The organism is Photobacterium frigidiphilum (assembly GCF_003025615.1).
Lineage (GTDB): Bacteria > Pseudomonadota > Gammaproteobacteria > Enterobacterales > Vibrionaceae > Photobacterium > Photobacterium frigidiphilum.
In genome coordinates this window covers 15609-36991 of sequence record NZ_PYMJ01000021.1, presented here as the reverse complement: position 1 = coordinate 36991, position 21383 = coordinate 15609, and the positions used below count along the sequence as shown (strand labels likewise).

Here is a 21383-nt window from a genome sequence, read left to right as displayed (position 1 = left end):
TCAACAACAGATGGTTGGGGTGGGCTTACGCTCTCCTCACGTATCTCAAGTCATCACTCAACAGCCAGACATTGGCTGGTTTGAGATTCACAGTGAAAACTATTTTAATCCGGCTTCTATGGCGCGAAAACAATTACGCCAAATAGCTGAGCATTACCCTATCAGTTGTCATGGTATTGGGTTATCACTGGGGTCAGCAGATCCATTAAGCCGCGATCATCTTGTCCAACTAAAACAGTTAGTCGATGAGGTAAACCCGATTGCAGTTTCAGACCATCTCAGTTGGAGTTCAGTCGACGGACAGTTTTTTAATGATTTACTGCCACTCCCTTATACCGAAGAAGCCCTGAACAACTTTTGCAAAAAAGTAGAACAGGTGCAAGATTTTCTCGGTCGCCAATTGCTGGTTGAAAACCCATCCAGCTATTTGAGCTTCCAGCATTCGGTGATTCCAGAATGGGAGTTTCTAAATCACGTACAACAACGTACTGGGTGTGGGTTATTGCTCGACTTCAATAACATTTATGTCAGCGCCTTTAATCATGGCTTTGACAGCAACGAATACATTGCGGCATTAGACCCATTATCGGTAAAAGAAATTCACCTTGCTGGCTTTATGGTAAAGACGTTTGATGATGGCGAAATTTGGATCGATACCCATAGCAAACCCGTCAGTGAACCCGTATGGCAAATGTACCGCCACTGGATACAGCAACACGGTGCGACCCCCACGCTGATTGAATGGGATTTGGATATCCCTGCACTCTCGGTGTTATTAGGGGAAGCTGATAAAGCCAATACAATCTTAATGCAGGAGGCGCAATATGGACAAATCACAACCCCCTAGCCGCTCTCTGCATGATCTGCAAAAAGCATTTTCTGATGCACTCCACTATCAAGAGAGTGATGTGGCAAATCAAATTGCTCGAGGGCAATTTCCTGCGGATCAGTTAATTCAGATTTACCGTAATAACTTCATTATTAGTTTATCTGAAATATTAGAAGCGACTTACCCCGCGGTAAAAGCCGTCGTAGGCGATGAATGCTTTAGCCAATTAGCACGTCAATATGTACTGTCTCATCCCCTTGAGCAAGGGGATGTAAGCCATTATGGTGCAGGGCTAGATGACGCAATTACTCATACCACCGAATTACATCAAGCCGTTCCATACCTTGCTGATTTAGCAGCGTTAGAATGGTGCGTTGATCGCGCAAATCATCAGCCAGCGATCCATTCATCGTTTCCACTCCACAAACTTCAAGGGTTAGCAGAGAGCGATTTCTCATCCTTACAATTTGAAGTGCCACATCTCACGTTATGCTTTGATTCGTCTTACGCCGTGGTCACCTTATGGCAAATGGTAACGAATAATAACTTCGAAGAGTTCGATATTAATCAACCGGAATCAGCCATTATCCAGCACCGCACTAAACAGATTTTGGTGATGAATACCAATCGTGCCGCTACCGCACTTGTTAACTTAAGCCAACAACAGAAAACGCTGGATAATGCTGATGACACTATGCTCGCGATGCTCAGTGAATTAGTACAGCAACACATTTTTTCAGATGTTCACTGTCAACCAAAGGGAATAAATGATGCTGAATTTCATTCGAGGTATCGATAATATCGGTCAGAAAATCGCTGAGCCATTAACGCCATTCTTACTGTTATTTACGCGTTTATGGGTGGCTTGGGTCTTCTTTAAATCAGGCATGGTGAAGTTTTCAAGTTGGGACAGTACATTATATTTATTCGAATATGAGTATAAAGTACCCGTTATTCCATGGCAGCTCGCGGCATATTCCGGTACGGCAGCAGAGCTTATTTTACCAGTATTTTTAGCGCTCGGTTTATTTACTCGCCCAATGGCATTGATTTTATTTGTCTTTAATATCATTGCAGTGGCCTCTTATCCGCTACTGTGGGAAAAAGGCTTCTATGACCACCAGCTATGGGGAATGATGATCTTAGTGAATGTCTTTTGGGGAGCTGGGCTATTTTCACTTGATCGCTTAATCAGTAACGACCAACCTAAACGCAGCTTGATTAAATAGCCAAATTATTTAAGTTCCAAAAACCATAAAAGGCGATCATTGATCGCCTTTTTGTTACTTATTTTATGACTTATACCATTCTGGATAAGTAAATGGTCAGATAATTGCGCAGGATAAATTGATAATAACAAGGCAGAAATTGAAGTAACTAGTGGTTCTAATTATCAAATTTCCACATCAAGACACGAGAGTAAGCAAAGGCGCTAACTGAGAGATTTCGATATCAGGGAGCAGTCGGCTTCTTGGTTCAGAATGCAATTGACGCAATTGATCGTTATACCAGCACGCCTGAAAACCATTCTTTTTTGCCCCGCCGACATCAGTCACTAGATGATCGCCAACATGTAAAATATGCTCTGCAGGTAGCCCAAGTAATGCCGCAGCTTGGGCAAACAAATCTGGCGCAGGTTTAGCTAAGCCATCACGACCTGCCACTAATACCCGTGAAAAGTATTGCCCTAGCCCTATTTTATCCGCATCAACATTGCCATTCGTTATCGCCAATAAAGGCACGCGTTGCGCAAGCTCGCTCAGTACTCGATGCGTTTCTGCCGGTACATTGACTTGATTTCGTACAGCAAGTACCACCTCGAGCCCATGGTGAGCGGCTTTTTCAGCATCAGCTAGACGATAGCCTAATTGCATTAAACCAATCTTTATTAGCTCATAGCGCCACAAAGTTACATCGTGTTTAAGCATTGGATCAGCCATGGCAATATGTTGCTTTAATGCCATCCAATCTTGCCTGGTGAGGGTGTGGCTACAAGGATGATACTCTGCCAGCCAATCATACATAGCTTGTTCTGCGCGCACGATAACCGGACGATTATCATAAAGCGTATCGTCTAAATCAAACGTCAGGGCTTTGATCGGCTGAAGGTTTCGATAAAACTGCATCTGCTTCCTCAAAAAACTAAAACGATAAGGGCAGAACACAACTGCCCTGTAATCAAGGTGGGGAACTACACGTTAGCGACGACCACGTTTGGCTCGAGGATGTGCCTCATCGTACACTTTAGCCAGATGCTGAAAGTCTAGATGGGTATAAATTTGCGTAGTTGATAAATTTGCATGGCCAAGAAGTTCTTGCACCGCACGCAAATCACCGCTGGATTCCAGCATATGGGTCGCAAAACTATGCCGTAATTTGTGCGGATTGATGTGGCTCGCAACGGCTTGTTTCTGCCCCCACTCTGCCATTCTTTTCTGCACATTACGCGTCGAGATACGTGTGCCTAATTTTGAGACAAATAAACCCGGTTCATCACCAGAAGCCAGTGCTCCACGCACTTTTAACCAGTTGGCAACCCATTCACGGGCAAGCCCAGCAAAAGGAACAATGCGTTCTTTGTCCCCTTTACCGATTACGCGAATATCACCTTTACTCAAGCTAATATCACGCACATTCAAGCTGACCAGCTCTGCTAAACGTAACCCTGCACCATACATCAATTCCATCATGGCACGATCACGAATAGATAATGGGTCATCTTCATTCACGCTAAGCAGCTGATCCATTTCATCAACATCGAGATTTTTAGGTAATGGCCGCGCTTTGCGTGGTGCTGCCACCCCTTTAGCTGGGTTGGCTTTTAATATGTCTTTTTGCACTAAAAAATCAAAAAAGCTGCGCAATGCTGATAGTCGCATCGAAATACTGCTCGCTTTCAGCCCATCACGCATACCTTTACTGGCAATTTGACGTACCCAGCCAGCATCAACCATGGTCCAATCGGTTACTTCAAACGACACAAGTTGCTCAGCGATTGTAGAGAGTTGGCGCTTATAATTCTGTTGGGTATGTAAACTCAATTCACGCTCGCTACGAATATATTCGTAGAAAAGTTGAAGGGGTTTTTCTAAAGCGGTTGGCAAGCTACTCAATCGATAACCTCTCGGCTGTATTCCCAATGATGAATCAAACGGGTTAATACTGACGCCAATTGTTCAACAAACATGGTATCCATTTCAGGCTGGAAATGACCGCCATCAGGGCTTGAAAAGCTCAGCGCTCCAATCAGACGATCGACACCTAACGGCAACACCACAAACGATCCTAACTGTGGTGGTTGCTCAAATAACAACTCAGCTTCCGCTTTACGTAACCGCCCTAAATAGACAGGGCGAGCCACTAAACGTGATTTACGGAAGTTATCAAATAATCGACGTTCTAAGAATAATTGCTCATCAAGACTATCAAACAAACGCAAACTGAATTCCAACCCAAGCTGAGTACTTAAATCACTCAATATAATTAACGCTTGGTAAATATTATGGGTTTGAAACAGTTTTTGCTGTGCCAGTGAAAAAACCGAAAATAGTTCGCTATTTTTCGCCGCCAAAGAAACTAGATTCTCAATATTACCTTCAAGTTCTTGTACGCGGTTACGTAACCGTTCAAGCTGTATCTCAACCAACGAGACCGCACCACGTTCAGAGTGAGGAATACGTAAGTGCGTCAGCAACTCAGGGTTAAGACCAAAGAAATCAGGGTGGCTAAGTAAATATTCCGCCACCTTTTTATCATCCAATGGCGCATCGGTAAGTAGCGCTGCATCATTCTGTAGTGAGGCATCGGTCATAATACTATTTGTCCATCAAAAACATGTGCCACTGGCCCAGTCATATACAATGATTTGCCTTCACCAGCCCAGCTAATGTGTAAATCGCCACCTGGTAAACTGACTTTGACATTTTCATCCAGTAAACCTTGAAGGTAACCCACTGCAACGGCAGCACAAGCGCCACTACCACAAGCCTGCGTTTCACCCGCTCCGCGTTCATATACCCGTAATTTAACTTCATTGCGCGATACCACTTGCATGAAACCGGCATTAACACGCTCAGGGAAGCGCTCATGAGATTCTATCAATGGTCCAAGGGTATCAACGTCAGTCAAATCTAAGTCATCGACCACGGTGACACAGTGTGGATTTCCCATGCTCACGGTGCCACAAAATATGGTGCGCTCACCCACTCGCATGATGTAGGTTTTTTCTGTCTGCTTAGCGCGAAACGGGATCTTACTTGGTTCAAACTCAGGCACGCCCATATTGACAGTTACCTGATTATCATTTTCTAACTTCAATAACATCTTGCCGGCTTTGGTACTTACCGCCACTTGATATTTATTGGTTAACCCTTTCATCCAAACAAAGCGGGCAAAACAGCGGGCACCGTTGCCACACTGTTCAACTTCACTGCCATCAGCGTTAAAAATACGATAATGGAAATCAGTTTCAGGATCATAAGGTGGCTCAACCACCAATAGCTGGTCAAACCCAATGCCACGGTGACGATCAGCTAAGCGCCTTATTGCATCAGGCGAAAAAAATACATTCTGCGTGACACAATCCACCACCATGAAGTCATTTCCCAGCCCATGCATTTTGGAAAAATTAATCTGCATGATGTTCCTTCTCGTTATGATTCATTAGTACAACAGTTACGGCAATAGATGTTCAGATTGCCATAGTTCTGCAAGCTTTTCACGTTCACGTACCACATGAGCAGTATTACCATCGACCATGATTTCTGCAGCACGAGTACGAGTATTGTAGTTAGACGACATAACAAAACCGTAAGCACCCGCAGAGCGCACCGCTAATAAGTCACCAGGGGCAAGACATAGCTCGCGATCTTTACCAATGAAATCGCCCGTTTCACAGATAGGGCCTACCAAATCATACGTTTTGACTTCACCTTCACGTGGTACCACTGGCACAATATTTTGCCATGCTTGGTACAAGGTCGGGCGAATCAAATCATTCATTGCCGCATCGACAATCGCGAAGTTCTTGTAGTCGGTGTGTTTTAAAAACTCCACACGGGTCAATAATACACCTGCATTCGCCGCAATGGCGCGACCCGGCTCAAAGATCAACTCCAGCTCAGAATGCTCACCTAAACGTGCTAGCAATGCAGAGGCATACTCAGACGGCAACGGCGGTTGCTCTTCATTGTATGTGACGCCTAAGCCACCACCAACATCAAGGTGCTTAATCACAATACCTTCTGCTTTCAAGGTATCGATCAGGGCCAATAGGCGATCTGTCGCATCAATAAAAGGGTCGAGATTAGTTAACTGAGAACCAATATGGCAATCCATACCCACCACGTTCAGATTGGGTAGGCTATGTGCCAATCGGTAGACTTCAACCGCACGCTCAAAGAAGATACCGAATTTATTATCACGCAAACCCGTAGATATGTATGGGTGCGTTTGTGCATCAACATCAGGATTAATACGCAATGAAATCGGTGCAACTAGCCCCAGATCACTCGCCACTTGATTCAAGCGTTCAAGTTCAGGTTCAGATTCAACATTGAAACATTTTATCCCCAACTCTAACGCACGCTTCATTTCTACTGCAGTCTTACCTACACCAGAGAACACCACTTTAGCAGGATCACCACCCGCGGTAATAACACGCTCAAGCTCACCTTGAGAGACGATATCGAAACCTGAACCTAATCGCGCTAACACGTTCAGTACACCAATATTCGAGTTGGCTTTTACTGCGTAGCAAATCAGATGAGGATGATCGGTTACCGCTTGATCGAATGCATTCCAGTGGCGCTCAAGCGTGGCACGAGAATATACGTATAATGGGGTGCCATGCAGATCAGCAAGCTCGGTTAATGCGATGTCTTCGGCCCACAATTGGCCATTCGGTTGGTAGTTAAAGTAATCCAAAGTTGTTTCTTCCCTGTCTGGTCGCGTTGTTATTTTATCAATGAGCCATAATTACAATTGCACTTGCTGCTCTTGTGATTGTTGCTGCTGAGATTCTTGCTGTGTCTGTGTCTGTGTTTGTTGTTGCTCTTTTTGCTGTGGCGTAGCTTCAGGCATATACAGCCCACCGCTTTGCCCACAGCCAGCCAAAACTAAAACACTCACAACTAAACTTACTAATAAACCTTTGTGCATTTTTGAAAGCCAGTGATTATCATTTCAATGCCCTCTATAATCGCACCAAGAATATGAAAAGCAATAGGACGCAATGTGATGAATGACACTGAATTTCATAAGTTAGTCGATCATGCACTTATGATCATCGAAGAAGGCATCGATGAATCAGGTGCAGATATCGAATCTGAGACGACAGGGAACGTACTTACACTGGAATTTGAGAACCGTAGCCAGATAGTAATTAACCGCCAAGAACCACTACACGAACTATGGTTAGCCTCTAAATCAGGTGGGTATCACTTCAAATACAATAACGGGGAATGGCACTGTACTCGCAGTGGTGAAGAGTTCTTCGCACTCGTTAAACGTGAATGCTCTGTTCACGCAGGCGAGGCTGTTGATTGGTCATAGCCAACAATTTTACCTATAAAAAAAGCCTTCATCACTGAAGGCTTTTTTATAAATACTTATTATTTCAATCTACTACAAACAACAATCAAGATTGGCGTGATAATAAAGATATCTTTGACGCTTGCGGGTTAACACCAGTAGGGCTACGCGGAGCTTGCTGTCCACTCTTGAATGGCATGACTCGTAACTCGCCACTATCGGTATGCACAATCTCATAAAATTGTGGCAAATTAAAATTAATAAAATTCGCACTATAGCTAAAGCGATCTTGTGATGAGGTATAAAAGCGATTCACCCCATGCACCATTTCATCTTTATCACCACTGCACTGGCGATACATCTCGATACGATTCGTCTCATCAAGAATATAAATATTGTAACCGTCTTCGCAATCTTCAAAGAAAAATTGGATTAAACCTTCACTCGCATACGCATCAACAATTTCAGGCGGATGCGGTTCATCCATTTTACCCATAACAACATTGGGCGTACCTGTTAGCTTGTTGGTCGATATACAGCTATAGAAATCAACCGAGTTTTCCAATTTCTGTACTGATACACCACGGCGTTCAAAAAACAGCCCGTGAGTTTGGTCACCAATACAAATTGCTTTAAAGCGACGCCGTTTTTCTTGTTCTATCGGCTTTAAACGCATTTCAATACACTCGGCGATCAACTGATAAACCAAGTTGCGAATTAAACCGCGCATATGCTTGCTATAACAGAACACATCGACCGACTCTGGTGGAATAGCATCTTGATGCATTTTCCCCAATACGGTTTTCAATGCATCTAACATCGAGTTTTCGCCACTGAAATTCAGCGTACGCACTTCATTCCACGAATTACGATAAACTAAATCAACACTGCCCACTAAGCATCTCTGCTCTGCGCCGTAACTGAAAATATCGGTATTTTTAAAATCAAAACGAACTGAACGGTTTTTCAGCTCTGTCGTTGGGTCATTTTCCAAATTAATGAATAACCCTAACTGACGAATTTCACATGGACTCGATAGCGCCTGTAACCCAGGATTTGGACGACGAATTGGAAAGGTATTTCGAATGTCACTTACAAGCTGATACAGCTTATCAATGTCCATATCCGTACCGTTCGCCACACTGTGTAAACAGGTCGACTCTGTTAGCAAACCATTAAAATATGACCATGCCACCAGCTTACTGAGGTAACGGTTATGTTCTAACGATGGCTGCCCTAAAATCGCAAACGGATCGAGCGGCTGTTTATACAAATACCACCCTGCAGTATTCGTACGACCAGCAGGCACCTGAATCAACGTAAGATCGGGTTCATGTAAGTCTGGTGAAATCTGTGGGTTGAGTAGCGTAACCTTTCCTGGCAGCACCTCAAAAGCAGCATATAATTTACGAGCTAAGATACTGATATCTTCAGGGCTAATTGCCGAAGTAATATTATTGCGACGAGCAAAACGAATCAAATTTCGATAACTGAGCATCAAAGCATCAAGTAATTCATTATGCGCACGCTTTACTTGTCCGACTTTCCAATCACGACGATTATCGAGCTCTTCCAATACCTCTTGCGACCAATGCCAATCAGTCGTGAGCTGCTGAAGCACCTTGCGACGCCAAGGCACCGAACCAGATGAAGGTGCACGTGTCAGTTTTTCATGAGTCTTCAAGTAAAAACAGCGACGCACCAAATCTAAACGGCGATGATCGTTAATACGCTCAAGGTAACGGGTCACTTTTTCTAGCATCAGATAATACGCATCCATACAGAAATCTGTACGATCTTCTGAGAAGAAACGACGTTTACCATCGACACTCAATAATTGAGTATGCGGATACTCCCAAGAATAGGCTTCCAGTAAAATGGCTTTTAAGACCGATTTGTACGGTGAATCGATACTTTTATAAAGCTGCCATAAACTAGAACCAAAATACTCTTCAGCAGGAATGCGCGTCAGCCCACCAAAATCAATCCACTCATCACGACGAATATACCCAGCAGAGTCTAAATACTCGATATATTCATCGTAACACTCTTCCATTTCTGGTGGCACCATAAACCACAACAAAGGCTGACCAGCAAGGCAAACAGCTGAACGATAAAACTCATCAAGTAACAATAAATGTTGGCTTGATCCACAGTTTTCACCGGTCATTTTTTCGGAAAAGTTATCGCGAAAACGATTTTCATCAATCAGGAAGAAATTAGCTTCTACGCCTTGGGTCATTGCCCATTCAGAAACTAATGAACATTTCGCGTCTAATTTTTCACGGCAGCTAGCTGAAAGTGTCGTGCGAATGCAGACCCAAATATCAAGATCACTTGTTAAGCTTTGACCAATAGATGACGTACTACCCATGGCGTATAAGCCAGTGATTGAGCATTCTGAATCATCTATTTGTGTGGTAGGGATAAGGCTTTGCGCGCCCAAACCACAATCATCAATAAATTGCTGCTGAAACGCAGAAACGGCAAAGTTAGCAATACCAAATGGTACCTTTTGCTCAAGGTATCCTGGTACCGCAGGATGATTATAGTGAAGCAGTATAGATAACAGGTCAAAAACCTGTTCAGATTGCACATTCATCGCTGCTCGTGCACGTTCAATGCGCAGCTGATTATGTCCGTCTAATCTATTTTTTAGCGTCTGGATATAGTTATGCAAATTACTCTTCCAAGAGCTGCTAGCGTGAAAGCGACTCAAATCTTGTCACTATTAGTGTAGTTTTCGTTCGAAACAGAAGCAAAAACGTGATCAATGTAACACTTTTCACTATGGTCGTAAAGTTAGTGACGATTTGTGACAGGTTATTAATGGCTAGCAATAAAACTAAATGGTCTATCCTTTGTTTCTTCAAGCTAGTATATACGACTTAAGCCACAAGTAATGGCACTGTAATACTTTTTTAACTTGAACATTATGTGAGAAATATCACATTATTTACAGCACATATCAAGACAATACTGCGTGAACGCACTGAGCACAATAAGTGAATTATCATCCAGCCCCTTGAATGGTACGATTAGTGTGATTAACGCGAACTTTATGGACCCTATTTTTATGACCGATAAACCGATCCGCATTGCTACTCGTAAAAGCCCACTTGCAATGTGGCAAGCTGAATTTGTACAGGCAGAACTGGAAAAAGCACATCCAGGCTTAGTGGTTGAATTGGTACCTATGGTAACCAAAGGCGACATTATTCTGGATACTCCACTTGCCAAGGTTGGCGGTAAAGGTCTATTCGTTAAAGAACTCGAAGTTGCTATGTTGGAAGGGCGTGCAGATATCGCTGTACACTCAATGAAAGATGTTCCTGTTGAATTTCCGGAAGGCCTTGGTCTTGTGACGATCTGCGAACGCGAAGACCCACGCGATGCATTCGTCTCGAACACCTACAACAGTATTGCAGAATTGCCTGCGGGCTCCATTGTGGGCACATCTAGCCTTCGTCGACAGTGCCAACTTCGCGCACAGCGCCCAGATTTAATCATTAATGATTTACGCGGCAACGTAAATACACGTCTGCGTAAGCTCGACGAAGGTCAGTATGATGCAATCATTCTTGCATGCGCAGGGCTAATGCGCTTGGAAATGCATGATCGTATTCGCTCTGCTATTGAGCCAGAAGAAAGTCTACCTGCAGTAGGCCAAGGTGCGGTCGGCATTGAGTGTCGCTTGGATGATCAGCGTGTTAGAGCACTATTAGCGACCCTGAATCACCATGAAACAGCAACACGTATTTTCTGTGAACGCGCAATGAATAACCGCCTACAAGGTGGCTGCCAAGTACCTATTGGCAGTTACTCTGAACTGCAAGGTGATCAAATTTGGTTACGTGCCTTAGTCGGTGAACCTGATGGCAGCAAAATGGTTCGTGGTGAGATAACAGGACCTGCCATTGACGGTGAAGCATTGGGCACCCAACTTGCCGAACAACTACTGGCTGACGGTGCAAAAGAAATTTTAGACGAGCTTTACGGCAACGCATAATGAGTATATTGATCACCCGTCCAGAACCGGATTGCCACGAACTCACCCAGCAACTCAATGCTGCGGGGATCAATGCTATTGCTCAACCGTTACTCACAATCAAGGCTGGTAATGACCTACCAGACTTGATTAATCAGTTAAAAAAGTTGAAAACTGATGATTTTCTGATTGTTATCAGTGTTCATGCAGTAAATTTGGCCCACAATTATTTGATGTCACAGGATGTCTGCTGGCCAAAAAACGTGCATTATATAGCCGTTGGACATAAAACAGCCACAACGTTACAGAGAGTGACAGGTCAAAAGGTCATCTCTCCACAAACGCGTTGCGATAGCGAAGGGTTACTCGCGCTGCCTGAATTGGCTAATGTAACTGATCGCCAAATCCTTATTTTACGAGGAAATGGCGGGCGAGAACTGATCCATCAAACGCTAACAGAACGCAATGCAAAAGTAAGTTACTGTGAAACTTACCAGCGCACTTGGCTAGCATTAAATGGAGAGGCACTTTGCCGCACTTGGCAGGCACAGAATGTGTCAACTTTAGTGGTGACGAGCGGTGAACAACTCGCGTATTTAACACATTTAGTTCCAAAACAATATCTGACTTGGTTTTTTCAATGTCACCTTTTCGTACCAAGCCAGCGTATTGCTAACCAAGCCAAAAACCTTGGTTATAAAAATTTTTCCACCGTGGGTAGTGCTTCAAATAAAGCACTCTTCACGTTCCTAAGTAAGATAGGCTCGATGGGATAATCGGATGACTGATAAAAAAACCAATAATGATAACGCTGCAACTAACAACCAAGCTGCAGGGTCAAAAACAACCAATAAGCAGGGCCAATCAAGTGCGAAAGCACAGGCACCGCAAACCTCTACACAACGTGAAGCCGCTAAAGCTGAAGCAAATAAAACGGCTTCAACGGTAAGTTCTTCAGCAGCATCTAAAGCTACTGAAGCCAAAAAAGCGACTGAAGCAAAAGCTGAGACCAATACCACAGAGAAAAAAGCAGCAGCTAAACCAGCAACGCCACCAGCAGAAAAGAAAAGTGGCAGTAAAACCGGTGCTATCGCCATTGCTCTTGTTATCGCACTTGGCGCCGGTTTGTATTACCACGGTCACCAGCAAGGTCTTGCACAAGAAGCTCAAATTGCTGCGCTACAACAGCAAATAGCCAATATCACCAACCAAGTGCAAACCAGCCAAAAAGAAACCATTGGACAGGTTGATCAAAGCCTACAACGCACACAAGTTGTTATTGAGCAGCAAGATAAATCTATTTCTAGTTTACAACTTGCCTTATCTGAAATGGAAGGTCGCCGTCCTAACGATTGGCTACTTGCAGAAGCAGATTATTTAATCAAAATGGCAGGTCGTAAATTATGGCTTGAACATGATGTGATAAGTTCAACCACACTGCTTGAATCTGCCGATCATCGCATTGCAGAATTAAACGACCCAAGCCTACGTAATGTGCGTAAAGCCATGAGCAACGATATTACTTCGTTGAAGGCGGTTGCTCGTATTGATCGCGATGGTTTAGTACTACGCTTAACAAGTTTACAAGAACAAGTCGCAACCCTACCGCTAGCCAATGCAATTATTCCAGAAGCTGAAGCCGTTGAAGAGAATGCCGTTTCAACCTCTGTTGATGATTGGCAGACTAACCTTAAAACATCACTGAAAAACTTCAGCGAGCACTTTGTCACCTACCGCCAACGCGATGGCAGCGTTATTCCTCTACTTTCGCCTAAGCAAGACTTCTACTTGCAAGAAAATATTAAGTCGAAGCTAGAAACAGCCATTCGCTCAGTATATCGCGAGCAAGGTGAGGTTTATGCAACGTCGTTAACTATGGCTAAAGAATGGGCAGAACAGTTCTATAATCTTGACAATCCTGCCACGCAAAGCTTTATCAATACGCTTGATCAGCTTGCTAAAGAAAACATTGAAGCCAGCTACCCAGACAGATTACAGTCACAACCAATTATCTCTGATCTAATCAACGAACGCTTACGCGGTAAAGTCAAACCACTCAGCTCAGAGGAGAATCCAGCATGATTAAACTTTTACTGCTGGTAGCTGCTCTGATTGCAGGTATTGTCGTCGGTCCTATGCTTGCAGGTAATCAAGGCTATGTCTTGATCTCTGCCGCTAACCAGACCATCGAAATGAGCCTCACCACGCTCATTTTATTAGTGGTTGTACTATTTGGTGTGTTCTTCTTAGTAGAAACCATTCTTAAGCGCTTATTATCAGCTGGCAGCTCAACACGCGGTTGGTTTAGTGGTCGTAAAGTGCGTAAAGCTCGAATACAAACATCAAATGGTTTAATGAAAGTCATTGAAGGTGACTGGAAGCAAGCAGAAAAGCTTGTTGTTAAATCAGCAAAACACAGTGACACACCATTACTAAACTACCTTGCAGCAGCACAAGCAGCACAAGGTCAAGGTAATGCCACACTACGTGATGAATACCTTCAACAGGCAGCAGAGCTTGATGATAACAGCCTAGCCGTTGCATTAACTCGCGCTAAACTGCAGTACCGTCAAGCGCAATACGAACAAGCATTAGCAACACTGCAAGATATCAAACAAAATAACAATCGCAACCCTATTTTGTTAGCACTGCTAAAAGACTGCTATATCCAACTAGAAGACTGGCAACCGCTATTAAGCTTATTGCCACAACTAGAAAAGACGGGTGTATTAACCGCACAACAGGCGACTGAGTTAGAGCTACAGGCAGAATGTGGCTTAATGGCACATATCGGTCAACACAGCGGTAGTGATGGATTAATGGGTCACTGGAATGCACTGAGTCGTAAAGCCAAGCAACGACCTGAACTGATTTGTTGTTTTGTCAAAGAGATGATTAAACGCAAAGCTGATTCTGAAGCTTACACGGTATTATGCGATTCACTGAAAAAGCAGACCGATCCTCGGCTTATTTCATTAGTCGCTGAACTCAACTTACCAGATGTACACCCTGCGATTGTACGCCTGCAAGACCTACTGCGTTTTGATAGCAGCAACCCAGCAACTCACAGTGCCTTGGGTCAACTATTTATCCGAGAGCAGAAATGGGAAGAAGCAAAAACGCATTTCGAACAAGCGATAAAACTGGGTCCAACAGTGTCAGATTATGCTTACCTTGTAGAGGTACTTGATAAATTAAATGATAACCAAGGTGCTGCAGATGTTTCACGTCAGGCATTAACCTTAGCGCTGCCAGCCAAAAGCTAACATTTAATTAACATGGCATTCTTTATCAAAAAGCACTCGTTAGGGTGCTTTTTTATACCCTAAGGTCATCAAACATACGCTATAAATGGATAATTGTTACCAAGTGTTAATAGTTATTTCAGCTTATATCTGCCCCATTGCTAGCAGTATGTAAACGTTATTCAATAGAGCCTCTAGTCGCTACTTATTGGATAACGCACTATGGATATGCTTCCGTGGATGATTGTTTCAGGTATTGTTGTTTCTGTGATCACTTGTTTGATGACAGCGGTTCTAATTAAAGAATCTTAAAACTACAATCTATGAAATACAAAAAAGCCTCCCTGATTGGAGGCTTTTTTGTGGGTGATATTCATGCTCAACACGTTACAGATTTAAGGCTTTTTTCGCCTTTTTTAAGGCTTTGTTATATTGCTTTACCGCTTTGGCTGCTTGCTTTAATTGCTTGTTCTTTTTCTTAGCTAGCTTTTTCAATTTCTTCGCCTGCTTATTGGTAAAAACAACATCAGGTTTTGCCTGTTCTTGCTCAATAATCACCATCGCTTGAAGCTGCGCTTGCGCCCCCATAGAAAGTGCAGGCAATGAATGTACAGTGGTTTGAGAGATTGCATTCGTAACGGGTAAGGTCTGGGTCAACACAGGCGCAATGTTTGAAGTTGTAACCGCAACAGGCGTACTATTATTCACACATTTATTTTTAACTGGTTTGCCTAGCGCACTAGGCTTACATAAATAGGCTTTATCGTTTGCTGAACGTGCACAACTGCTACACACATATTTAGGCTGACTAATAATACTCGTGATCGTCGAAAATTTATCTGCAATCTCAATACGACGAAACTTACACAAGGTTTTGGTCATGTTCACCCCCCTCAGCAAACGCTAATCATTATCAGTTAGATTACCTAATAATTTACGTCATTGCAGCCTTTACATACACATCAAATCGATTTTTCTTCGTTTCAATTGCCGTAGAAGGCTTAGCATTAGCTAAAAACTCTGCATAATCAGGGCGTTTTACCACAACACGTTTCGTTGCTAATGCCATAGCCGGTGCAAATAAACTGTCGGCATCGTTATCTGCACCCACTAACGTTTGAAATACGCGCATTTCTTTTTTAACTAAAGCCGATTTTTTCTTATGTGGGTACATAGGGTCAAGATACACCACATCAGGAGCAATAAAATCGGGGTCTTCTAACAACTTAACTAATGCATCCTGGCTTGAAGCATGCAATAACGATAAGCGTTCGGTAATCCACCCTCCAATCTCAGGATCTTGTTTTGCTCGCGCTAACCCGTCATCCAATAGAGCTGCGACCACAGGATGACGCTCAACCATTTGCACAGTACAACCTAGCGACGCCAATACAAAGGCATCACGCCCCAAGCCTGCGGTACCATCCAGCACTCGCGGCATTACCCCTTTCTTCAAACCAACCGCTTTGGCTATCGCCTGACCACGACCGCCACCAAACTTACGTCGATGCGCCGCCGCACCACTGACAAGATCGACAAATACCGCCCCCAATTTCGCTTCGTCTAATTTACGTAACTCAAGTTGGGTGTCTGTCAGCACTAACGCAAAAATACTGTTTTCATCATGGCTCAGACCCCAGCGTTGTGCTAATTCATCCAGTTCATTCTGACGCTCTGGGTTTTCACAAATTAAAGCTAATTGCACAACTCGCTCCGGTTCTAAAATTGTCTTAGCATTGCTCTTCACAATCACATCGTGATAGAGGTTTAAAGCTGGTTCAACTGAATATAATGCTAATAAGGCGCAAGATTATAGCACCGAGATTTCATCTTGGCTTAATTCTGCGACTAATTCCGCTAAAGGCTTCGGCTTACCAAATAAATAACCTTGCGCGTAATCTACCCCAAGGCTTTGTAAGCGCATTAAAATAGCTTCATTTTCAACAAACTCGGCAACCGTTCGTTTGCCCATTTTCTTTGCAAGTTCATTAATCGCTTTCACCATCGCAAAATCCATTTCATCTTCAGCAATATCACGCACAAACATGCCGTCAATTTTAATAATATCGACAGGCATCCGTTTCAAGTAACCAAATGAGGATAATCCCGATCCAAAATCATCCAAGGCAATAAGACAGCCAAGGTTCTTAAGTTGAGTAAACAATTGAATGGCTTCACTCATATTACCGATTGCCGCCGTTTCCGTAATTTCTAAACACAGCTTTGAGGGGGGTAGACCAGAATCACGAATCTGCTCGATCAAGAAACCAACAAAGTCTCGATTTCCCATCGATTGCCCCGATAAGTTAATCGAACATAATTCTAGCTTTTCAACTGCCTCGTTGTTGGCTTGCAGCCACTCAATAACCCCTTTTACGACATAACGATCAATCAGGTGAGCGATATTGTAACGCTCAGCAGCGGGCATAAAGAGCCCTGGAGATACCATGCTGCCATCACTGTTACGCATTCTTACCAATATTTCATAATGCTGCTTCGTCGAGCCAGATGCCACAGGTGCAATTTGCTGGGCATGTAATTCAAATCGCTGTTCAGCTAATGCTTTGTGAATATGGTTCACATATTCCATTTCCAACTCACGACGTTTGAGCTCTTCATCATCAGGGTGATAGAGGTGCAGACGATTACGCCCTTCGTCTTTAGCGGCATAACAAGCGGTATCAGCTTGTGCATGAACCTGTTGAGGAGAGTCCTGCAGTCTCATCAATTAAACGAATACCTAACGAGCAACTAAAACTGAAACGGGTGCTTTGCCAAAAAAACTCAGCCCCTTCTAACAAGTGTAGAATTTCATCACCAAATGTCACAGCTTCATATTGCGTGCAATGTCGTAAAATAATAGCAAATTCATCCCCACCTAAGCGCGACAATGTCGCGTGTTCAGGGGTTATCTCTTGTAGCAGTAATGCAACCTGCTTTAATGCTTCATCACCGGCTTCATGTCCAGCCGTATCATTGATCACTTTAAATTGATCTAAATCGATATAAAACATCGCATGGCGAGTTTCATTTTCTCTGGCTTCGACTAAAACATTTTCTAACTGAGTTTCAAAGTAATTGCGATTGAGTAATCCGGTAAGGTAATCATGGCAAGCCTGATATTCCAATTTTTCTTCCAGTTCTCGTGTTGAGGTTATATCTTCCCCCACCAATAAAAGCTGCAATTTCGATTGGGTTGAACGAATGGTTTCACGCACCCATACCGCTTTACCTTCTGCGCATTTATATCTAAGTTGTCGACGCCAAACAATTTGATCGTCATTCAATCTAGAGCTCGACATAAATTGCTGCGGTAAGACGTCATCGTCTAAATAAAAGTCAGTCACTTTATGCCCCAACATATCGCGTTTTTTATAACCCAATAAATCGGCAGCAAACTGATTAACCGACTGAATGCGCGCTTGGCTGTCGATGGCTAAAAGAATAACGGGCTGTTGTTCGTAGAGTAAGCGATAGCTCACTTCACGTTCACGTAATTTATCTTCCATCTGATGACGTGAGGTAACATCACGCGCCTCAATCAACACTTGATCACTATTACCTTGAGCCGTTGGCATATTTTTGATCGAAATATCTAATACCCGTATTCCATCATCAACGCTTTGCACTGCCGCTTCAAAACGAAGAAGCTGTCCTTGCTGGGCTGAGATAAATGTCTGATTGAGCTTAACGGCTGTTTCCTGTTGCCAGCAATGCCAGCGCCATAACGGACGATCATATTTAATGACCTTATGCCCTAATAAATTCTGTAAGGCTAGGTTACCGGAGATCAATGCGCCGCTGGAATCTAGAATACCGATATATTGAAAACTTTGATCAAACACCCCCTCAAATAGGGCTTGGCTTTGTTGTAATTCGTGTTCACTCTTTCGTAATTGGCGAATCATCAGTACCAATAAAATAATAACAACACCCATCAATGCAACCGAGAAACTGAGTGCTTTCAGTTCTTTATTATAATATTCATACCAGGTAATTGGTTTATTGATTAACAATGCATACTGCTCGGTAACCGTTAACCCCCACCGCTTAAGCTGTGGGTAGTTAAACGCAATTTGAGTTGAGTTATCAATAAATTCAGGAAGCTCACCCTTTTTACCATTAAGGACTTTCACCAATATTGAGCCCATTTTGCGGCCTTGTTCAACCCCACTAGTCACAACCCCGCCAGTCGCGCCAAGATCCAACATATAACGATAAGACACATACACAGGTGCAGAAACCCGTTCAGTGAACTGCTGTAAAAAAACATCACTCGCCATATAATGCCCTGTACTATCTTTAAAATAGCTCAGAAAAATCACAGCAGAATCGGGAGGAAGCTTACTCGCATGATCAAATAACGCTGAGAACTCCTCAATGGGAAGTCGTGTAAATTGAACACCGTTAATGGGGGCTTGTGCCAAATAATTTTCAACTTTTGACCAAAAAGTTCGCCCGGTATATGTGTCATCAGCCAGAAAATAGATATGTTTTAGGTTTGGCTGTAATGAGCGCACCAGTTGAATATTATCAGCCACACTATCAACTTCTAATACTCCTGTTACAAACTTCAGCTGCTCATGCTTCGTCGGCGTGTAATCATTAATTCCACCCAAAATTATCGGCGTATTACCTACTTCATCGGCCAATTGATTAACTAACCACAAGGCATAATCATCCGTCACCACAATCGCATCATATTTCTCATTGGTTAACTTATCGCGATAAATCTCTAATCGCTTGGCAAGATCGAATTCAGATTGATAACGCTTGGTATCCATATAACTGACATTCAATGGAATATTATAAGGCCGTGTTGCTGCCTCTAATCCCGCTTGCAAGGCGTCGGTCCACAACAACCCCTGATGGTAAGAGTGAATAACGAGGGTGTTTTTTGCCGGCTCAGCAAAAGATGGGAGTGTAAGAAAGCCCATCAAACATAAAATGATAAAACGCATAAACGACAACAAGATCTTGGTTACCTGGAATGAGGTGAATCAGCCACTGGGCACTGTCATTCCTTTACAGTGCTTATAACTCTATTTTATTGTTAGGTATGAACCTGAAATGCAAAACAGTATAAGATATGAGCTGTTACGTATAAACAATGGATTGGCTAAAATAATGACCCAGCACCCTCGGATTGATGACTTAGATCGCGATATTTTAAAAGCATTAATGCATGATGCGAGAATACCTTACGCCGAAATGGCAAAGCGTTTTAATGTAAGCCCAGCTACCGTGCATGTTCGGGTAGAAAAAATGCGAACATCAGAAATCATCACAGGAACTGAAGTGGTGGTGAATCCTAAATTATTGGGCTATGACGTATGTTGTTTCATTGGTATTAATTTAAATGCTGCACGCGATTACCATTCCGCCATAGAAAAGCTCAAAGAGTTGGATGAAGTCGTTGAGGCGTATTACACCACTGGCGCTTATAACATTTTCGTTAAACTGATGTGCCATTCGATTGAAGAACTGCAATATGTACTCATTGATAAGCTTCAAGCTATCGATGAAGTACAATCGACTGAAACATTAATTTCGCTGCAAAATCCAATTAGTCGTAACGTAAAACCTTAATATCAGCTCAATACCCGTGCTGCTTTTTTGGCAATATAGCTGAAAATAATACGGCTCAAATAGAAAAGGCGAGATCGATAATCTCGCCTTTCAATATTAATCGTTAAACTAACGCAGTTTTGGAATCAGCGACTAACCTCAGATAGTCACACGCTACTCATCGTATTCTTAATTAGATAAATGCAAATGCATCAGCAAACATACGCTCGCGATCTGCACCTTTTTCTGCCGTGAATTGCTCACGAGCCGCGCCTGCCATTTCAAAGCGACCACACAAATAAATGTCGTACGCTGATAGGCTAACAAAATCATTGCTAACGGCTTCTAGTACATTCCCTGTTTTACCAACCCACTCTTTCGGTGCATCTTCAACGACAGGTATATAGGTAAGGTTACTGTGCTGTTTCGCTAATGCTTGCAGTTCATCGTGCGCATAAAGCTGACAAGCATCACGCCCCCCCCAATAGACAAAGATAGGTTGAGTAACACCACGGCTTAAGCAGTTATCTAAGATACTACGTACATAAGAAAAGCCCGTACCACCAGCAATCATCAATAACGGCTTGTCGCTATCATCACGAACCCAAGCGTCACCATGTGGGGCTTCAATTTCAACGGTTGTACCATTTGCTAACGCTGTCTTCATGGCTTCAACAACTTCAATCGCATAAGGGTTATGCTCTGCAGCGCCGATATGTAATTCAAGCTCACCATCACGGCAAGGGCTGCTTGCAATCGAAAATGGGCGCTTATCTTTCTCGCCCATTACCGCGAGTAGATACTGACCGGCTTTATAATCAACATTCTGTTCTGGTTTTAGCAGAATACGAAATGTATTACAGGCGAGTGGCTCTACTGACGTCACTTCACATTTGATGGGCATTGCTGTTATCGCTGACATTATATTCCTCTAATCTAACTGTAAAACCACATCGCTCTGCGCGACGGCCTGACAGGTAAACACCCAACCTTGCGCCTGCTCTTTCTCTGTAAGCATAGGCTCTAGTTGGTAGCTTATCTCGCCAGAAACTTTTTGGCACATACACATCGCACATGCTCCAACCTGACAACGGTTAGGGAAAGCAACACCTGCGTTGAGCGCAGCCTCTAAGATCGTTTCTTGCTCGCTGGCAATAAAAACAAGATCATGAGGCAATAGGTGTATTTGATGCTTCGTTTCAGTTTCTGACATCGTGAATTA

At 43.2% G+C, this 21383-nt stretch carries 22 protein-coding genes; 9 read left to right on the top strand and 13 right to left on the bottom strand.

Annotation, left to right across the window (positions count from 1 at the left end; genetic code table 11):
* Positions 1–10 precede the first annotated feature (10 nt).
* The 3 genes from bufB to C9J12_RS18470 are packed head-to-tail and all read left to right on the top strand — an operon-like array spanning position 11 to position 2058.
* A complete protein-coding gene (bufB, locus tag C9J12_RS18480) occupies positions 11–847 on the top strand; it encodes an MNIO family bufferin maturase (protein ID WP_107244050.1) in 837 nt (278 codons plus the stop codon).
* Positions 825–1628, top strand: coding sequence for an HvfC/BufC N-terminal domain-containing protein (locus C9J12_RS18475; protein ID WP_107244049.1), 804 nt, complete (start codon positions 825–827; stop codon positions 1626–1628). Before bufB ends, C9J12_RS18475 begins: the two co-directional genes overlap by 23 nt.
* Positions 1600–2058 carry a DoxX family protein gene (locus tag C9J12_RS18470; protein ID WP_107244048.1) on the top strand — a complete coding sequence of 153 codons (459 nt, stop codon included), beginning with the start codon at positions 1600–1602 and terminating at the stop codon, positions 2056–2058. Before C9J12_RS18475 ends, C9J12_RS18470 begins: the two co-directional genes overlap by 29 nt.
* A 177-nt stretch (positions 2059–2235) precedes the next feature.
* On the opposite strand, the gene yigB is transcribed toward C9J12_RS18470, so the two are convergent.
* From yigB to lptM, 6 genes are all read right to left on the bottom strand, one after another.
* Positions 2236–2955 carry a 5-amino-6-(5-phospho-D-ribitylamino)uracil phosphatase YigB gene (yigB, locus tag C9J12_RS18465; protein WP_107244047.1) on the bottom strand — a complete coding sequence of 240 codons (720 nt, stop codon included), beginning with the start codon at positions 2953–2955 and terminating at the stop codon, positions 2236–2238.
* Positions 2956–3027: 72 nt separating this feature from the next.
* Positions 3028–3942 (bottom strand): tyrosine recombinase XerC, encoded by a 915-nt coding sequence (gene xerC, locus C9J12_RS18460; protein ID WP_107244046.1) that lies wholly within the window; start codon positions 3940–3942, stop codon positions 3028–3030.
* Positions 3939–4640 (bottom strand): DUF484 family protein, encoded by a 702-nt coding sequence (locus C9J12_RS18455; protein WP_107244045.1) that lies wholly within the window; start codon positions 4638–4640, stop codon positions 3939–3941. Before C9J12_RS18455 ends, xerC begins: the two co-directional genes overlap by 4 nt.
* Complete coding sequence (gene dapF, locus C9J12_RS18450; protein WP_107244044.1) at positions 4637–5467, bottom strand: diaminopimelate epimerase; 831 nt, start codon at positions 5465–5467, stop codon at positions 4637–4639. Before dapF ends, C9J12_RS18455 begins: the two co-directional genes overlap by 4 nt.
* Positions 5468–5503: 36 nt before the next feature.
* Positions 5504–6754: a diaminopimelate decarboxylase gene (gene lysA / locus C9J12_RS18445; RefSeq protein WP_107244043.1), complete on the bottom strand. Its 1251-nt coding sequence runs from the start codon at positions 6752–6754 to the stop codon at positions 5504–5506.
* Between the two features lie 51 nt (positions 6755–6805).
* Positions 6806–6988, bottom strand: a complete 183-nt coding sequence (gene lptM, locus C9J12_RS31525) for an LPS translocon maturation chaperone LptM (protein WP_107244042.1) — start codon at positions 6986–6988, stop codon at positions 6806–6808.
* A gap of 78 nt (positions 6989–7066) precedes the next feature.
* Here lptM and cyaY point away from each other — a divergent pair, with 78 nt between their 5' ends.
* Positions 7067–7381, top strand: coding sequence for an iron donor protein CyaY (cyaY, locus tag C9J12_RS18435; RefSeq protein WP_107244041.1), 315 nt, complete (start codon positions 7067–7069; stop codon positions 7379–7381).
* 85 nt (positions 7382–7466) lie between these two features.
* Here the strand turns inward: cyaY and C9J12_RS18430 are convergent, their stop codons facing one another.
* Positions 7467–10040, bottom strand: a complete 2574-nt coding sequence (locus C9J12_RS18430) for a class I adenylate cyclase (protein WP_107244040.1) — start codon at positions 10038–10040, stop codon at positions 7467–7469.
* 396 nt (positions 10041–10436) lie between these two features.
* Between C9J12_RS18430 and hemC the strand changes: the two genes are divergently transcribed.
* The 4 genes from hemC to C9J12_RS18410 are packed head-to-tail and all read left to right on the top strand — an operon-like array spanning position 10437 to position 14614.
* Positions 10437–11369, top strand: coding sequence for a hydroxymethylbilane synthase (gene hemC / locus C9J12_RS18425; protein ID WP_107244102.1), 933 nt, complete (start codon positions 10437–10439; stop codon positions 11367–11369).
* Entirely contained in the window at positions 11369–12124 is a 756-nt protein-coding gene (locus tag C9J12_RS18420; protein ID WP_041394586.1) for a uroporphyrinogen-III synthase, read from the top strand. Before hemC ends, C9J12_RS18420 begins: the two co-directional genes overlap by 1 nt.
* A gap of 4 nt (positions 12125–12128) precedes the next feature.
* A complete protein-coding gene (gene hemX, locus C9J12_RS18415) occupies positions 12129–13430 on the top strand; it encodes a uroporphyrinogen-III C-methyltransferase (protein ID WP_107244039.1) in 1302 nt (433 codons plus the stop codon).
* A complete protein-coding gene (locus C9J12_RS18410; protein ID WP_107244038.1) occupies positions 13427–14614 on the top strand; it encodes a heme biosynthesis HemY N-terminal domain-containing protein in 1188 nt (395 codons plus the stop codon). The genes hemX and C9J12_RS18410 overlap by 4 nt, the downstream gene beginning before the upstream one ends.
* 366 nt (positions 14615–14980) lie before the next feature.
* Here C9J12_RS18410 and C9J12_RS18405 read toward each other — a convergent pair whose 3' ends face one another.
* The 4 genes from C9J12_RS18405 to C9J12_RS18395 all read right to left on the bottom strand — a co-directional run bounded on the left by C9J12_RS18405 (position 14981) and on the right by C9J12_RS18395 (position 19554).
* Positions 14981–15475: a hypothetical protein gene (locus tag C9J12_RS18405; protein ID WP_107244037.1), complete on the bottom strand. Its 495-nt coding sequence runs from the start codon at positions 15473–15475 to the stop codon at positions 14981–14983.
* 52 nt (positions 15476–15527) lie between these two features.
* Complete coding sequence (locus C9J12_RS18400) at positions 15528–16298, bottom strand: class I SAM-dependent methyltransferase (RefSeq protein ID WP_041394588.1); 771 nt, start codon at positions 16296–16298, stop codon at positions 15528–15530.
* Positions 16299–16403: 105 nt separating this feature from the next.
* The gene (locus C9J12_RS31175) at positions 16404–17318 is read right to left on the bottom strand and encodes an EAL domain-containing protein (RefSeq protein WP_227876408.1); all 915 of its coding nucleotides are present in this window, start codon (positions 17316–17318) and stop codon (positions 16404–16406) included.
* Positions 17275–19554 carry an ABC transporter substrate binding protein gene (locus tag C9J12_RS18395; RefSeq protein ID WP_227876404.1) on the bottom strand — a complete coding sequence of 760 codons (2280 nt, stop codon included), beginning with the start codon at positions 19552–19554 and terminating at the stop codon, positions 17275–17277. Before C9J12_RS18395 ends, C9J12_RS31175 begins: the two co-directional genes overlap by 44 nt.
* Positions 19555–19720: 166 nt before the next feature.
* Here C9J12_RS18395 and asnC point away from each other — a divergent pair, with 166 nt between their 5' ends.
* Positions 19721–20182: a transcriptional regulator AsnC gene (gene asnC / locus C9J12_RS18390; RefSeq protein WP_107244036.1), complete on the top strand. Its 462-nt coding sequence runs from the start codon at positions 19721–19723 to the stop codon at positions 20180–20182.
* Positions 20183–20354: 172 nt separating this feature from the next.
* Here the strand turns inward: asnC and fre are convergent, their stop codons facing one another.
* A complete protein-coding gene (gene fre / locus C9J12_RS18385) occupies positions 20355–21065 on the bottom strand; it encodes an NAD(P)H-flavin reductase (RefSeq protein WP_107244101.1) in 711 nt (236 codons plus the stop codon).
* Positions 21066–21092: 27 nt separating this feature from the next.
* Entirely contained in the window at positions 21093–21374 is a 282-nt protein-coding gene (locus C9J12_RS18380) for a 2Fe-2S iron-sulfur cluster-binding protein (protein WP_107244035.1), read from the bottom strand.
* Positions 21375–21383: the final 9 nt, after the last annotated feature.